The sequence below is a fragment of the Streptomyces murinus genome (assembly GCF_002154555.1).
In the GTDB taxonomy this organism is placed as follows: domain Bacteria; phylum Actinomycetota; class Actinomycetes; order Streptomycetales; family Streptomycetaceae; genus Streptomyces; species Streptomyces murinus.
Genome location: NZ_MUNF01000358.1, coordinates 1 through 13,971 on the forward strand (window position 1 = coordinate 1; position 13,971 = coordinate 13,971).

Genomic DNA, 13,971 nt, shown 5'->3' on the forward strand with positions numbered 1-13,971 from the left:
CACCCTCACTGCACCGACGCCAGCTCCTCCCCCGCCTCCATCGGATGCGTGACGTCCTGCGCGTCCCGGCCGCGGCCGAGGTGGTTGAAGACCAGGTTGAGCAGGACCGCCGTGACACAGCCGGTGGAGATGCCCGAGTCCAGGACGATCCGGGCGGTGTCCGGGAAGGCGTGGTAGAAGTCCGGGGCGGTGATCGGGACGATGCCGATGGCCAGGGAGACCGCGACGATCAGGACGTTGTTGTCCTTGTCCAGGCCGGCGCGGNNAAGAGGACGACGCCCGCGCCGCCGAGGACGGGGCGGGGGACGACGGCGATCAGGGACGCGGCCGCCGGGCACAGGCCCATCAGGACGAGGAAGCCGCCGCCGAAGGCGACCACGAAGCGGCTGCGGATGCGGGTCATGGCGACCAGGCCGATGTTCTGGGCGAAGGCGCTGCACATGAAGCCGTTGAAGAAGGGGCTGAGGGCGGAGCCCAGGGTGTCGGCGCGCAGGCCGGCCGCGATGGTCCGCTCGTCCGAGGGCCGTTCGACGATCTCACCGAGGGCCAGCATGTCGGCGGTGGACTCGGTCATCGAGACCACCATCACCACGCACATCGACAGGATCGCGGCGATGTGGAACTGCGGGGCACCGAAGTGGAAGGGCGTCGGGAAGCCGATCAGGTCGGCCGACGCGACCGGGGAGAAGTCGGTGGCCCCGAACGGGATCGCGATCAGCGTCCCGGCGATCAGGCCGAGCAGCACCGCGATCTGCTTGACGAACCCGCGGGTGAAGCGGCGCAGCAGCAGCACGATGAGCAGGGTGATGCCGGCCAGGGTGAGGTTGGTGGTCGAGCCGTAGTCATGGGCCGACGGGTCGGGGCCCTGGGCCCAGCCGAAGGCGACCGGGAGCAGGGAGACACCGATCAGGGTGATGACCGTACCGGTGACGACCGGCGGGAAGAAGCGGACGGCCTTGCAGAACACCGGGGCGGCGAGGAAGCCGAGGAGTCCGGCGACCATGACCGCGCCGAAGATCATCGGCAGGGCGTCGGACTTGTCCTTGGCCGAGGCGATGATCGCCGTCATGGGGGCGACCCCGGCGAAGGTGACGCCGTTGACGAAGGGCAATCGGGCGCCGATCTTCCAGAAGCCGAGGGTCTGGAGGAACGTGGCGAGCCCCGCGGTGAACAGACAGGCGCCGGTGAGGAAGGTGAGGTCGGTGCCGGACAGACCGGCGGCCGCGCCGACGATCAGGGGCGGGGCGACGACCCCCGCGTACATGGCGGCCACATGCTGGAGGCCGCTGGTCGCCATCTTCAGGGCGGGGAGTTTCTCGTCCACCAGGTGGACGGGGACTGGCGCTGCTTCGGCGGATTGGGCGGACACGGCGGGCTCCTCCGGTCGGTTAAGACACGTCGGCTGTGGACGTGGGTTTCAGGGAGGTGGTGCGCGACGGTATGGGGGCACCTCCCGCTCGAGCGCAGCCGAGAGTGGGGGAGGGACCGGGGACCCGTTCGGGGGTCGTGGACGGGGACCCGTAGGGGTCGTGGAGCGGAACCGTAAGGCTCCAGGTGGGGAACCGTAAGGGTCCTGGTGGGAGCCGTAGGGGTCCTGGTGGGGAACCGTTCCGGGGCGCGCACGCTCGCGCGCGCCCCGGAGCCGGCCGCCATGGGCCCCGCTCGGGTCCACGGCTGCCGGCCGGGAGCCGTCCCTCCCGGCCGGAGTCGGGGGGGGTCAGCGCTGAGCGGCGAGCTGCGCCAGGCGCCGGGCCTCGTCGCGGGTGGCGCGCGCGACGGCGTCCTCGTCGACGGTCAGCAGGCGTCCGTCCGCCACGATCTGACGGCCGTTCACGAACGAGGCGGTGACCGGGGCGGCCGCGCCGAAGACCAGGGCGGTCACCGGGTCGGCGATGGAGGCGTGGGCCAGCGTGTCCAGCTTCCACAGCACCACGTCGGCCAGCTTGCCCGCCTCCAGCGAGCCGGTCTCGGCGGCCCGGCCGAGGACGCGGGCGCCCCCGTGGGTGCCGAGCCGCAGGGCCTGGCGGGCGTTGAGCGCGGACTCCTTGTGGGCGCCGAGCCGGTTGATGAGCAGGGCGTTGCGCAGCTCGGTGTGGAGTTCGCCGGACTCGTTGGAGGCGGTGCCGTCGACGCCGAGGCCGACCGGGACGCCGGCCGCGAGCATGTCCGGGACCCGGGCGATGCCCGCGGCGAGCCGGGCGTTGGACGAGGGGCAGTGGGCGACGCCGGTCCTGGTGCGGGCGAAGGCGGCGATGTCGGAGTCGTTCATATGGACGCAGTGCGCCATCCACACGTCCTCGCCCAGCCAGCCGGTGGACTCGAAGTAGTCGGTCGGGCCCATCCCGAACAGCTCGTGGCAGAACTTCTCCTCCTCCACGGTCTCCGAGCCGTGCGTGTGCAGCCGTACGCCGAGCCGGCGGGCCAACTCGGCCGCGTTGCGCAGCAGTTCGGTGGAGACGGAGAACGGGGAGCAGGGGGCGACGGCGACCTGGGTCATGGCGTCGAAGGAGGGGTCGTGGTGCTCCTTGACGGTGGCCTCGGTCGCGGCGAGCGCGCCGTCCAGGCTCTCCACGGCGAAGTCCGGGGGCAGTCCGCCGTCCGACTCGCCGCGGTCCATGGAGCCGCGGGCGAGGGTGAAGCGGACGCCCGTCTCGTGGGCGGCGCGGATGATCGCGCCGGACAGGTCGCCGGTGCCGCGCGGGTAGACGTAGTGGTGGTCCATGGCGGTGGTGACCCCGCCGCGGGCCATCATGGCGAGCGAGCCCCGGGCCGCCGTGTAGGCCATGGGTTCGTCGATGCGCGCCCAGATCGGGTAGAGCGCCACCAGCCAGTCGAACAGGTTGTGGTCGGTGGCCAGGCCCCGGGTGATCCACTGGTAGAAGTGGTGGTGGGTGTTGATCAGGCCGGGGGTCGCCAGATGTCCGGTGGCGTCGATCCGGCGGACCACGTTCTCCAGGCCCTCGGGTGCCGACCCCGCGCCGAGCGCCTCGATGCGGTTGCCGGCGAGGACCAGGTACCCGCAGGCGTACTCGGTGTCGTCGGCGTCGACGGTCGCGATCGAACAGTTCTCGATGACGATGCGCTGGGCTGCTGCCATGGTGCGTCCTTTTCGCTCAGCGGACTTCTGTGGGGAGGGCACGGCAGGACCCTGGGGAGATTTGAGTGCCGCGGCCGGGCTCCGGTGGGGGTGGTACCCCGGCCGCGGGTGCCGAAAAGGAGGTCGATCAGGTGCGGGGGGTGAATCAGAGGTTGGTGAGGTCCACCGGGATCCGCGGTTCGCAGCCGTCCCGCAGGATCGTCGCCTCGATCAGGCCGTAGGGCCGGTCGGCGGCGAAGTAGACCTCGTTGTCGTTCTTGAGCCCGAACGGCTCCAGGTCGACCAGGAAATGGTGCTTGTTCGGCAGTGAGAAGCGGACCTCGTCGATCTCGCTGCGGTGGTTGATGATGCGCGCGCCCATCTGGTACATCGTCTGCTGGAGGGAGAGCGAGTAGGTCTCCGCGAACGCCTGGAGCATGTGCTTCTTGACCTGCTCGTACGACTTCTCCCAGTGCGGCATCTTCTGCTCGTCGTCGGTCCAGTTGAACCGCCAGCGGGCGGAGACGGAGGTCGCCAGGATGCGGTCGTGGGCCTCCTGGAGGGTCGTGTACTTGTCCTTGACGTAGCCCCAGAACTCGGAGTTGGTCGAGTTCATGACGGTGAGGTCCTTGAGGCCGGAGACGACCTCCCAGGACGAGCCGTCGTAGGTGATCTGGGTCAGCCGGATCTCCTGGCCCTTGCGGACGAAGGAGTGCTTGACCTCGTCGGCGCCGATGAACTGGGAGTTCGCCTCGGAGGTGGCGATCCGTTCCCAGGCGTACTCCTCGATCCGGATCCGGGCGCGCTGGATCGGCTCCTGCGAGGTGACGAAGTGCCGGGCGAGATGGATGCCGAACTGCTCGGCGGACTCGATGCCGTGCTCCTTGGCGAACGCGAACACCGTGTTCTTGGTGGTGTCGGTCGGCAGCACATGGGCGTTGGAGCCGGAGTAGTGGACGTCCTCCATGTCACCGCTCAGCGCCACCGAGACGTTGAGGTCCTTGATGTGATGGGTGGCGCCGTCCCGCGTGATCTTGACGACTCGGTTCTCGGCCTTGCCGTACTGGTTCTGTCCCAGGATCACAGGGCGGCCAGGGCGGGAATTGACGGTCATGTAGCTAGCTCCCTCGGTAAACGGAGTAGCCGAACGGGTTGAGCAGCAGCGGTACGTGGTAGTGCTCGCCCGGTACGACGGCGAAGGTGATCGCCACCTCGGGGAAGAACACGGCCGGTCCGCTGTCCCGATTCGCGGGGGCGTCCTGCTGCGCATCGGCTTGCTGGTTCGCTGATTGCTCTCGGAAATACGGCTCCACGGCGAAGTCGAGCCGTACCTGGGTGGTACCCACCGGTGGCGTCGGCAGGTCCTTGCACCGGCCGTCGGCATCGGTCGCGGAGCCGCCGAGCGCCACCCAGTCCGCGTCCCCGCCCGGCCGGGCAAAGAGGTGGACGGCGACGCCCGCGGCGGGGCGGCCGATCGAGGTGTCCAGGATGTGCGTGGACACGGAGGCGGTGGTGCTGGTGCTCATGGGTCAGGCGTCCTCTTCGACGAGTCGGGCCAGTCGGATGCGGTTGATCTTCCCCAGCTCGGTGCGGACGATCTCCCGCTCCCGCTCCGGCGCGTTGCCGATCCGCTCCTTGACCGCGTCCCGCATCCGCTCGGCGGTCAGACCGGTGGCGCAGATGAGGAAGACATGCCCGAACTTCTCCTGGTAGGCCAGGTTGAGTTCGAGCATCTCGGCCTTGAGTTCCTCGGACGCGCCGGCCATGCCGCGCTGCTCGCGGGCGGAGGCCGGATCGCCCGGCCGGGGCCGCCCGATCGGGGGGTGCCCGGCCATCGCCTCGGCCAGATCGGCGGCGGTCAGCTCGGCCAGGGCGGCATCGCTCGCGGCGTAGAGCTGGTCGGCGGTGGCGTAGGGGCGGGCGGCGGTCAGCCGTCGTACCCATGTCATGGAGGCGCACGCCTCGTGGAGGGCGGCGACGGCCGCCCGCTCCTCCAGATCGTTGAACCGGGCCAGGCCCGGGGGCGTGAAAGTCGACGTCACGGGAGCCTCCGTGGCCGGATTCGGCCTATGTGCTGAACGGGCTGCCGATAGCTAACGCCCCCGGAAACGCCACGTCAACACTTTGTTGAAAAATCCGCGTTACGAGGCGTTACAGGTGACGACACCCCCCGGGGGCTTCAGCTGCCCTTCTCCCGGTTGAGGTAGTTGTAGACGGTGAAGCGGCTGACACCCAGCGCGCTCGCCACGGTCTCCACCCCGTGCCGCACGGCGAAGGCGCCCCGCGCCTCCAGTATCCGCACGACCTCCTGCTTGGCCCGTCGATCCAGGTCGGACAGCGGCCGCCCCTCCCTGCGCTCCATCGCCGCGAGGATGTGATCGAGGGAGTCGGCGAGCTGGGGCAGTCGTACGGCGACGACGTCGGCACCCTCCCAGGCGAGCACGACATCCTCGGGGCCGGCCTCGTCGGGCGGCACCATCGTCCCGCCCATGGCGTCGACCAGCGGCTTCACGGCCGCGATGAAGGGCTGCTCCCCGGTCACCTATCACCCTCCCCATCGCCGTGGCCGCCCCCGCTGTCGCCGCCGTCGCCCTCGTCGCCCAGCACATTGACCTGGAGCGAGATCCGGGTGGCGCCGGCCGCGAGGCTCCTGCGCAGCAGCGCGTCCACCGCGGTGAGCACGGGCTCGGCGCCACCCTCGGCGGTGTTGCCGAACGGGCCGACGTCCACGGCGTCCAGGGTCGCGGTCTCGATGACCTCGCGCGCCGCCAGGGCGTGCGCCGGGGCCTCTTCCAGGTCGAAGGGTTCGGTCGTGAACTCCACTCTCAATCGCACGCGCACAACCTAACGCGCCGTGTGCGCCCCAGGGCGCCCCAGCGGGGACCGGCCGCCGGACCCCCTTGACAAGCACCGACACACGGCGGCAATCTTCCAATACGCAGAAACGAACTTCCGTAATACGGAATTACTACCACGGAAGGGAGCGCGGCCCGACATGCCAGGTTTCGACTGGGGCACAGCCGCAGACCAGCGCTTCAACGTCAACCTGTCGATCCTCTTCACGGAACTCCCGCTCCTGGAGCGCCCCGCGGCCGCCGCCGCGGCGGGCTTCACCGCGGTCGAGCTGTGGTGGCCCTGGGTCGACTCACCCACCCCCGAGCAGTCCCGCCTCGACGCCCTGAAACGGGCGATCGAGGACGCGGGCGTACGACTGACCGGGCTGAACTTCTACGCCGGGCAGCTTCCGGGCCCGGACCGCGGCGCCCTGTCCGTCCCCGGCGAGGAGTCCGAGCGGTTCCGCGCCAACATCGAGGTGACCGCGGACTTCGCCGCATCCCTCGGCTGCACGGCGCTCAACGCGCTCTACGGCAACCGCGTGGACGGCGTGGACCCGGCCGCCCAGGACGCGCTCGCCCTGGAGAACCTGGTCCTCGCGGCCCGCGCCGCCGACCGGATCGGCGCGACGCTGCTGATCGAGGCGCTGAACGCGCCCGAGTCGCCGCGCTATCCGCTGGTGTCGGCGCCGGCCGCCGTCGAGGTCGTCGACCGGGTCAACGCGGCCACCGGCCTCCAGAACGCGTCGTTCCTGATGGACCTGTACCACCTGGCCATGAACGGCGAGGACCTGCCCGCGGTGATCGACCGGTACGCGGCGCGGACCGGCCATGTCCAGATCGCCGACAACCCGGGCCGCGGCGCCCCCGGCACGGGTTCGCTCCCGCTGGCGGAGCTGCTCGGCCGGCTGCGGAAGGCCGGTTACGAGGGCTGGGTGGGCCTGGAGTACAAGCCGGGCGACCGCCCGAGCGCCGAGGCCTTCGACTGGCTCCCCCGCGAGGCGCGCCCGGCGCGCTGAACTCCCCCGACTTCGCACGGCAGTTGAGAGAGGCACCCCCGAAGATGAGCAAGACACTCCCGAAGATCGCCTGGATCGGCCTCGGCATCATGGGCTCCCCCATGTCCGAGAACCTGATCAAGGCGGGTTACGACGTCACCGGCCACACCCTGGAACAGGCGAAGCTGGACCGGCTGGCCGCCGCCGGCGGCACCGCGGCCCCCTCGATCGCCGAGGCCGTGCGGGACGCCGATGTGGTGATCACGATGGTGCCCGCGTCCCCGCAGGTGGAGGCCATCGCCTACGGCCCGGACGGCATCCTGGAGAACGTCCGCCCCGGCACCCTGCTGATCGACATGTCCTCGATCACCCCGGGGACCTCGATCGAGCTGGCGGCCGCCGCGAAGGAGAGGGGCGTCCGGGTGCTGGACGCCCCTGTGTCCGGCGGCGAGGCCGGCGCGGTCGAGGCGGTGCTGTCCATCATGGTCGGCGGTGAGCAGGCCGACTTCGACGAGGCGAGGCCCCTCTTCGAGGCCCTCGGCAGGACCATCGTGCTGTGCGGCCCGCACGGCTCGGGGCAGACCGTGAAGGCGGCCAACCAGCTGATCGTCGCCGTCAACATCCAGGCGTGCGCCGAGGCCGTGGTCTTCCTGGAGAAGTCCGGGGTGGACCTCGCCGCCGCGCTCGATGTGCTCAACGGGGGCCTCGCGGGCTCGACGGTGCTGACCCGCAAGAAGGACAACTTCCTGAACCGCGACTTCGCGCCGGGGTTCCGGATCGATCTGCACCACAAGGACATGGGCATCGTGACCGAGGCCGCCCGCAGCGTGGGCGCGGCCCTGCCGGTCGGCGCCGTGGTCGCCCAGCTGGTGGCGTCGCTGCGCGCCCAGGGCGACGGCGGCCTGGACCACTCGGCCCTGCTGCGGTCGGTGGAACGGCTCTCGGGCGCCCAGGTCTGACGCCTCGCCAGGGCCGGCCCCCGGGCCACCTTCGAGACTTCCGGGTCGCGGTGCCGCTGACACCTGTCCCGTCGCGCCCAAGCGGTGCCGCGGCCCGGAACCAAATTCAACAAACTGTTGACGCCCTGTTCACCCCACTTCTAGGCTCCACGCAGACTTCTAGGCTCCACAAAGCGGAAGACGATTTCCGCTGCCACCCGCATGGAAGGTCCACGATGTCGCAGCGCGTGCTCACGACAGAGTCCGGCGCCCCGGTCGCCGACAACCAGAACTCCGCCACCGCCGGCGTCGGCGGCCCGCTCCTGCTCCAGGACCAGCACCTCCTGGAGAAGCTCGCGCGCTTCAACCGCGAGCGGATCCCGGAGCGGGTGGTGCACGCCCGGGGCTCCGGCGCGTACGGCCACTTCGAGGTGACCGACGACGTCACCGCGTACACTCACGCCGCCTTCCTCGGCGAGATCGGCAAGCGCACCGAGGTGTTCGCGCGGTTCTCCACGGTCGCGGACAACCTCGGCGGCGCGGACGCGGTGCGCGACCCGCGCGGCTTCGCGCTCAAGTTCTACACCGAGGAGGGCAATTACGACCTCGTCGGCAACAACACCCCGGTGTTCTTCATCAAGGACCCGCTGAAGTTCCCCGACTTCATCCACTCGCAGAAGCGGGACCCGTTCACCGGCAAGCAGGAGCCGGACAACGTCTGGGACTTCTGGGCGCACGCCCCCGAGGCCACGCACCAGGTGACCTGGCTGATGGGCGACCGCGGCATCCCGGCGTCGTACCGGCACATGAACGGCTACGGCTCGCACACCTACCAGTGGACGAACGCCGCCGGAGAGGCCTTCTTCGTCAAGTACCACTTCAAGACGAACCAGGGCATCCGCTGCCTGTCCAGCGAGCAGGCGCAGGAGCTGGCGGGCAAGGACCCCAACTCCCACCAGACGGACCTGCTCCAGGCGATCGAGCGGGGCGTGCACCCCTCGTGGACGCTGTACGCGCAGATCATGCCGGCGGCGGACGCGGCGGAGTACCGCTTCAACCCGTTCGACCTGACGAAGGTCTGGCCGCACCGGGACCACCCGCTCCAGCGGGTGGGCCGGCTGGTCCTGGACCGCAACCCGGACAACGTCTTCGCCGAGGTCGAGCAGGCCGCGTTCTCCCCGAACAACTTCGTCCCCGGCATCGGTCCCTCGGCGGACAAGATGCTCCAGGGCCGGCTGTTCGCCTACGCGGACGCCCACCGGTACCGGCTGGGCGTCAATCACACCCAGCTCGCCGTGAACGCGCCCCGGGCGACGACGGCGGACAACTACGGGCGCGACGGCCTGATGGCGGCCAACTCCCAGGGCCGGTACGCCAAGAACTACGAGCCGAACTCCTACGAGGGCCCCGCCGAGACCGGCCGCCCGCTCGCGGCGCCGCTGCCCGTCACCGGCCACACCGGCACCCATGCCGCGCCGCAGCACACCAAGGACGACGACTTCTACCAGGCGGGCGAGCTGTACCGGCTGATGTCCGAGGAGGAGCGGCGGCGCCTGGTCGCGAACATCGCCGGGGGCCTCGCCCAGGTCTCCCGCGACGATGTGATCGAGAAGAACCTCGCACACTTCCACGCGGCGGACCCGGAGTACGGCAGGCGCGTACGGGAAGCGGTCGAGGCCCTGCGCGAGGACTGAGGGCATCGATCGATCAGCAGGCGGCGTGCGGGGTCTGACGGGAGGTCATACCCGCGCACGCGGCCCGCGCCGCACCGGACGGCCCGGTTTGAGGGGTGGCCGTCCGGGGCGGACGCGGGCAGGGCGAGGACCGCGGCGGCGTGCGAGCCAGTGCGGTGGTCAAGGTGCCGGGCCTCTTCTCGACCAGAGTGAAGAGCCCCCGTCGCCATCACACCCCCGCGGTCCCACCCACCCACACCCGTCCGGCGGCGCGACCTACCTGTCGCGCCCAGCGCCGCGCCGCCGGACGGCACCACCAGACCGCTCCCTACGCCGGGCCGACGCCCACGGCGAGGGAGCGTTCGGCGTTGTCGAGGAGTTCCTTGTAGGTGAGGACCTCCACGCGGGTGACATGCGCGTTGAACGTGCGCAGCGTCTCGGCGACCTCCTCCTCCGGCACATCGGCGTGCAGGGCGGGGTGGCCGACGAGCACGAGGGCGCAGGCCCGGCGGGTCTCGATGCCGAACTCCGCACGGATACGGGCCCGGTTCTCGTCCAGCCCGACGAGATAGTTGACGGCCTGCCCGACGGCTTCGTGCACGGCGTCGGCGGGCACCCAGGCATTGCGGTGCCGCCTGATCAGGGGCCTCTTGAGCCCCATGGACCGCTTCAGCTCCACGATGTGCAGGGCGCCGTCCGCGCGTATCAGCGGGATGTCCACCTCGTCACCGGGCACCAGTCGGCGCCGGGCGGCCTCACCGACGTACCGGCCGCCGAAGATCCAGTGATTCCCTTGCAGGGCGTGTTGCAGGTCCGCCTCCGTGGCGGTGGTGTCGTCCACGACGGCCCGCAGGGCCTGGAGACCCGCGGTACGGCGCTGGAGTTCGGCGGCCTGGAGGATCAGCCGCCCGTCCTGGTCGGCGGCGAGCAGCGCGAGCGCCTCCGGCGAGGTGGCGAGGCGACGGGCTTCCGACGCCGGGTTCTCGATCTCGATCCGGTCGCTGCGCAGCAGACGCTCCAGCCACAGGGAGATCTCCGACATGCCGCGCGGGATCACATAGCGCCCCGGCCGGTCGTCCGGGGCCTGGAGAAAGCTCGTGTCGGCGCGCTGGGCCTTGAAGTGGGTGAGCACGTCCTGCGCGCTCGCGCCGGGGTGGTCCCGCAGATATGCCTCGCTCACCGCGACCATCCACTCGTGCCCGGCCCGTAGGGAGGACGCCACGAAATCGCGGTTGCGGACCTTGCGCGCCCCGTCCCGGTAGACCCGGTACAGCTCATCGAGGTCAGGCTGGAGGATCCGGCCCTCGGCGTAGTCCAGGGAGTCCTGCAGCAGCCGTACGACACGCCACTCCCCCACCTCCGCCGCTGTGCCCCGGGCGACCTTGAGCAGTCGCACGAGTTCCTTTCCCCCTCTGCGCCTGCCGCTGGGGCCGCTGTGCATGTGGGTGAAGACGGCGGTCAGCGCGAACCGCACCGCCGGCGCGGCCGTCTCCTTCCCCACCACACGGAGCTGCGTCTCCAGGGCCATGTCACTGCGTGTCGCCATGCGCGCAAGTGTGCCCGCCGGGTCTGACAATCCCGGCGTGCGGGAACACCGCGGGCGTCGCACGCTGAACCCATGGGACATCCGATTCAGCACCCCCACATCGTCGTCCACGCCCCCGCCCTGGACGGCTCCCGGCGGGTCACCGAGGGGGAGGTGACGCTGGGGCTTGCGTCGCACCTGGACGATGTCGTGGAGATCCTCCGGCTGGCCGATCTGGACCGGGTCGAGGTGGAGGAGGACGACCTCATCGAGTGGCAGGGCGGCGGGCCCGAGGACTGGCCCGGACTCTCGGAGCACGAGGTGTAGGAGCGCGCACAGGAGAAAGGGGCGGCCCGTCCGGTGGACGGGCCGCCCCTTCTCGCGGGCCGTGTCAGCCCTTCAGCGCGTCGATCGCCGTCGGCGCGTGGGACGGCTCCGTGGCGAGGGGTTCGAACTCGGTGACGTCGCTGATGTCCATCGTGCGGCTCATCGAGATGTTCGTGACCCGCTCCAGGATCGCCTCGACCACGACCGGCACCCGGTACCGCGCGGCCAGCTTCTTCGCCTCCTCGAAGGCGGGGCCCAACTGGTCCGGCTCGGTGACCCGCAGGGCCTTGCAGCCCAGGCCCTCGGCGACCTTGACGTGGTCCACGCCGTAGACACCGATCTCCGGAGTGTTGATGTTCTCAAACTCCAGATTGACCTGGAAGTCGATGTCCAGGCCGAGCTGTGCCTGGCGGATCAGGCCCAGGTAGGCGTTGTTGACCAGGACGTGCACATAGGGGATGCGGTGCTGGGCGGCGACCGCCAGTTCCTCGATCAGGAACTGGAAGTCGTAGTCGCCGGACAGCGCGACCACCGCCGCGTCCGGGTCGGCCTTGGCGACGCCGATCGCGGCCGGGATCGTCCAGCCGAGCGGTCCCGCCTGGCCGCAGTTGATCCAGTGCCGGGGCTTGTAGACGTGCAGCATCTGCGCGCCGGCGATCTGGGAGAGGCCGATCGTGGTGACGTACCGCGTCTCGGGCCCGAAGGCCCGGTTCATCTCCTCGTACACCCGCTGCGGCTTCATCGGCACGTCGTCGAAGTGGGTACGGCGCAGCAGCGTGGCCTTGCGCTCCCGGCAGGAGGAGATCCAGTCCGCGCGGTCGGGCAGCCGGCCCGCCGCCTTCAGTTCCCGCGCCACCTGCACGAACAGCTCCAGTGCCGCCCGCGCGTCGGACACCACGCCGTAGTCGGGCGGGAAGATCCGGCCGATCTGGGTGGGCTCGATGTCCACGTGCACGAAGGTGCGGCCCTCGCGGTAGACGTCCAGCTTGTAGCCGGTGTGCCGGTTCGCCCAGCGGTTGCCGATGCCGAGGACGAAGTCGGACTCCAGGAAGGTGGCGTTGCCGTAGCGGTGCGCGGTCTGCACGCCGACCATGCCCGCGTTCAGCTCATGGTCGTCGGGCAGCGCGCCCCAGCCCATCAGGGTCGGGATGACGGGGGTGCCGGTCAGTTCGGCGAACTCGGTGAGCAGGGCGCACGCGTCCGCGCCGATGACACCGCCGCCCGCCACGAGGACGGGCCGCTCCGCGGCGAGCAGGTACGACATCGCCTTCTCGATCTGCGCGCGGGTCGCGGCCGGCTTGTACACCGGCAGCGGCTCGTACGTCTCCGGGTCGAACTCGATCTCCGTCAGCTGGACGTCGATCGGCAGGTCGATCAGCACCGGGCCCGGCCGGCCGGAGCGCATCAGGTGGAACGCCTGCTGGAAGACGCCGGGGACCTGGGCCGCCTCCAGCACGGTCACCGCCATCTTGGTCACCGGGCCCGCGATCGCGGCGATGTCGACGGCCTGGAAGTCCTCCTTGTGGATCACATGCGTGGGCGCCTGCCCGGTGATGCACAGGATCGGGATCGAGTCGCCGGAGGCCGAGTACAGACCGGTGATCATGTCGGTGCCGGCCGGTCCCGACGTGCCGACGCACACGCCGATGTTGCCGGGCCGCGCGCGGGTGTAGCCCTCGGCCATGTGCGAGGCGCCCTCGACATGGCGGGCCAGGGTGTGCTGGATGCCGCCGCCCTCCTTGAGGGCCTTGTAGAACGGGTTGATCGCGGCGCCCGGCACACCGAACGCGTCACTGACGCCCTCAGCTTTGAGGATCTCAACTGCCGCGCGGGCAGCGGTCATACGAGCCATCGAGTACTCCTGCCTCGGTGTCGGATGCGTACTCCCGGCGCGCCCCGCGGTGAGCACTGATTCCAGAGGATTTCGCTAATTCCGTATTGTGGAATTTAGTTTCTACTATCTGGAAGCAATGTAGGGGTGAGTACGGGCCTCGTCAAGAGACACAAAGACACCGGCAAGTGGTGTGGGAATGCCGGACAAACGCGGTACGCCGGGAGCACCATGGGAGCGCTGTCCCGAGGTGTCGTGCGAGAGTGAGTGGGCCATGCCCGAGAGCGTGTCGGTGCGCTGTCCGGCCTGTCGGCGTGAGCATGTCTACACCGCCCCGGCGTATCCCTGCGCCTGCGGAACCCCGGCCGCCCCGCGGCTGGACCGGGTCGCCGCGCCGGTGGTGGCCGGGCACCGCTCCTGGGCGGACGAGTGGATCGGCGCCGCGTGCGCCGTCTGCGGGCGGCTCAACCACTGGCCGCGCCCGGAGGTGGGCTGCCCCTGCGGCACGGTGCTGCGGATCCCGGTCCTGGAGACGGACCCGGACCCCGACCCGGACCCATCGGCGGCCCGCACCGAGCCGTCCCCCGCACACCCCGAGGCCGGTGCCGCCCCCATCGAGGCTTCCGCCGCCCACGCCGATCCCCGCGCCGCCCGGCCGGAGTCCCCCGACGCCGCCCCGCCCCGCCGCGCCTTCCAGCCGCACGCCGTGCGCACCGCGCGGGACGCCGTCACCGCGACCGCGCTGTATCTGCGCTGGCTCGGGTACGGG

12 protein-coding genes and 2 pseudogenes are annotated in these 13,971 nt (G+C 70.6%); 5 read left to right on the plus strand and 9 right to left on the minus strand.

Features of this window, described 5'->3' with window-relative positions; genetic code table 11:
- Nucleotides 1-5: 5 nt before the first annotated feature.
- The 7 genes and pseudogenes from CCN72_RS21635 to CCN72_RS21665 form a co-directional block, all read right to left on the minus strand.
- Nucleotides 6-1,297: pseudogene (locus CCN72_RS21635) on the minus strand (nucleobase:cation symporter-2 family protein).
- A gap of 420 nt (nt 1,298-1,717) precedes the next feature.
- Nucleotides 1,718-3,097: an 8-oxoguanine deaminase gene (locus CCN72_RS21640; protein ID WP_086808953.1), complete on the minus strand. Its 1,380-nt coding sequence runs from the start codon at nt 3,095-3,097 to the stop codon at nt 1,718-1,720.
- 145 nt (nt 3,098-3,242) lie between these two features.
- Nucleotides 3,243-4,190, minus strand: coding sequence for a factor-independent urate hydroxylase (pucL, locus tag CCN72_RS21645; protein WP_086808954.1), 948 nt, complete (start codon nt 4,188-4,190; stop codon nt 3,243-3,245).
- Between the two features lie 4 nt (nt 4,191-4,194).
- A complete protein-coding gene (gene uraH, locus CCN72_RS21650) occupies nt 4,195-4,602 on the minus strand; it encodes a hydroxyisourate hydrolase (RefSeq protein ID WP_086808955.1) in 408 nt (135 codons plus the stop codon).
- Nucleotides 4,603-4,605: 3 nt separating this feature from the next.
- Complete coding sequence (gene uraD / locus CCN72_RS21655; protein WP_086808956.1) at nt 4,606-5,118, minus strand: 2-oxo-4-hydroxy-4-carboxy-5-ureidoimidazoline decarboxylase; 513 nt, start codon at nt 5,116-5,118, stop codon at nt 4,606-4,608.
- 137 nt (nt 5,119-5,255) lie between these two features.
- A complete protein-coding gene (locus CCN72_RS21660; protein WP_202442260.1) occupies nt 5,256-5,567 on the minus strand; it encodes a helix-turn-helix domain-containing protein in 312 nt (103 codons plus the stop codon).
- Between the two features lie 47 nt (nt 5,568-5,614).
- Nucleotides 5,615-5,911 (minus strand): hypothetical protein, encoded by a 297-nt coding sequence (locus CCN72_RS21665; protein WP_086808958.1) that lies wholly within the window; start codon nt 5,909-5,911, stop codon nt 5,615-5,617.
- Nucleotides 5,912-6,071: 160 nt separating this feature from the next.
- Between CCN72_RS21665 and CCN72_RS21670 the strand changes: the two genes are divergently transcribed.
- The 3 genes from CCN72_RS21670 (at nt 6,072) to CCN72_RS21680 (ending at nt 9,540) form a co-directional block, all read left to right on the plus strand.
- Nucleotides 6,072-6,929 carry a TIM barrel protein gene (locus tag CCN72_RS21670; protein ID WP_086808959.1) on the plus strand — a complete coding sequence of 286 codons (858 nt, stop codon included), beginning with the start codon at nt 6,072-6,074 and terminating at the stop codon, nt 6,927-6,929.
- Between the two features lie 44 nt (nt 6,930-6,973).
- Nucleotides 6,974-7,867 carry a 2-hydroxy-3-oxopropionate reductase gene (locus CCN72_RS21675; protein ID WP_086808960.1) on the plus strand — a complete coding sequence of 298 codons (894 nt, stop codon included), beginning with the start codon at nt 6,974-6,976 and terminating at the stop codon, nt 7,865-7,867.
- A 215-nt stretch (nt 7,868-8,082) separates the two neighbouring features.
- Complete coding sequence (locus CCN72_RS21680) at nt 8,083-9,540, plus strand: catalase (RefSeq protein ID WP_086808961.1); 1,458 nt, start codon at nt 8,083-8,085, stop codon at nt 9,538-9,540.
- A 307-nt stretch (nt 9,541-9,847) separates the two neighbouring features.
- Here CCN72_RS21680 and CCN72_RS21685 read toward each other — a convergent pair whose 3' ends face one another.
- Nucleotides 9,848-11,065 (minus strand): Shedu anti-phage system protein SduA domain-containing protein, encoded by a 1,218-nt coding sequence (locus CCN72_RS21685; protein WP_244174362.1) that lies wholly within the window; start codon nt 11,063-11,065, stop codon nt 9,848-9,850.
- A gap of 72 nt (nt 11,066-11,137) precedes the next feature.
- On the opposite strand from CCN72_RS21685, the gene CCN72_RS21690 reads away from it, so the two are divergent.
- Nucleotides 11,138-11,371 carry a hypothetical protein gene (locus CCN72_RS21690; protein ID WP_085567222.1) on the plus strand — a complete coding sequence of 78 codons (234 nt, stop codon included), beginning with the start codon at nt 11,138-11,140 and terminating at the stop codon, nt 11,369-11,371.
- 64 nt (nt 11,372-11,435) lie between these two features.
- Here CCN72_RS21690 and gcl read toward each other — a convergent pair whose 3' ends face one another.
- Nucleotides 11,436-13,214, minus strand: a complete 1,779-nt coding sequence (gene gcl, locus CCN72_RS21695; RefSeq protein WP_167408703.1) for a glyoxylate carboligase — start codon at nt 13,212-13,214, stop codon at nt 11,436-11,438.
- A gap of 262 nt (nt 13,215-13,476) precedes the next feature.
- Here gcl and CCN72_RS21700 point away from each other — a divergent pair.
- Nucleotides 13,477-13,971: pseudogene (locus CCN72_RS21700) on the plus strand (hypothetical protein); the annotation flags it as partial.

Excerpts from the sequence above, each read along its gene's own strand:
- CCN72_RS21640 (WP_086808953.1), bottom strand. The coding sequence starts at position 3,097 with ATGGCAGCAGCCCAGCGCATCGTCATCGAGAACTGTTCGATCGCGACC.
- pucL (WP_086808954.1), bottom strand. The coding sequence starts at position 4,190 with ATGACCGTCAATTCCCGCCCTGGCCGCCCTGTGATCCTGGGACAGAAC.
- uraH (WP_086808955.1), bottom strand. The coding sequence starts at position 4,602 with ATGAGCACCAGCACCACCGCCTCCGTGTCCACGCACATCCTGGACACC.
- CCN72_RS21660 (WP_202442260.1), bottom strand. The coding sequence starts at position 5,567 with ATGGGCGGGACGATGGTGCCGCCCGACGAGGCCGGCCCCGAGGATGTC.
- CCN72_RS21670 (WP_086808959.1), top strand. The coding sequence starts at position 6,072 with ATGCCAGGTTTCGACTGGGGCACAGCCGCAGACCAGCGCTTCAACGTC.
- CCN72_RS21675 (WP_086808960.1), top strand. The coding sequence starts at position 6,974 with ATGAGCAAGACACTCCCGAAGATCGCCTGGATCGGCCTCGGCATCATG.
- CCN72_RS21680 (WP_086808961.1), top strand. The coding sequence starts at position 8,083 with ATGTCGCAGCGCGTGCTCACGACAGAGTCCGGCGCCCCGGTCGCCGAC.
- CCN72_RS21685 (WP_244174362.1), bottom strand. The coding sequence starts at position 11,065 with ATGGCGACACGCAGTGACATGGCCCTGGAGACGCAGCTCCGTGTGGTG.
- CCN72_RS21690 (WP_085567222.1), top strand. The coding sequence starts at position 11,138 with ATGGGACATCCGATTCAGCACCCCCACATCGTCGTCCACGCCCCCGCC.
- gcl (WP_167408703.1), bottom strand. The coding sequence starts at position 13,214 with ATGACCGCTGCCCGCGCGGCAGTTGAGATCCTCAAAGCTGAGGGCGTC.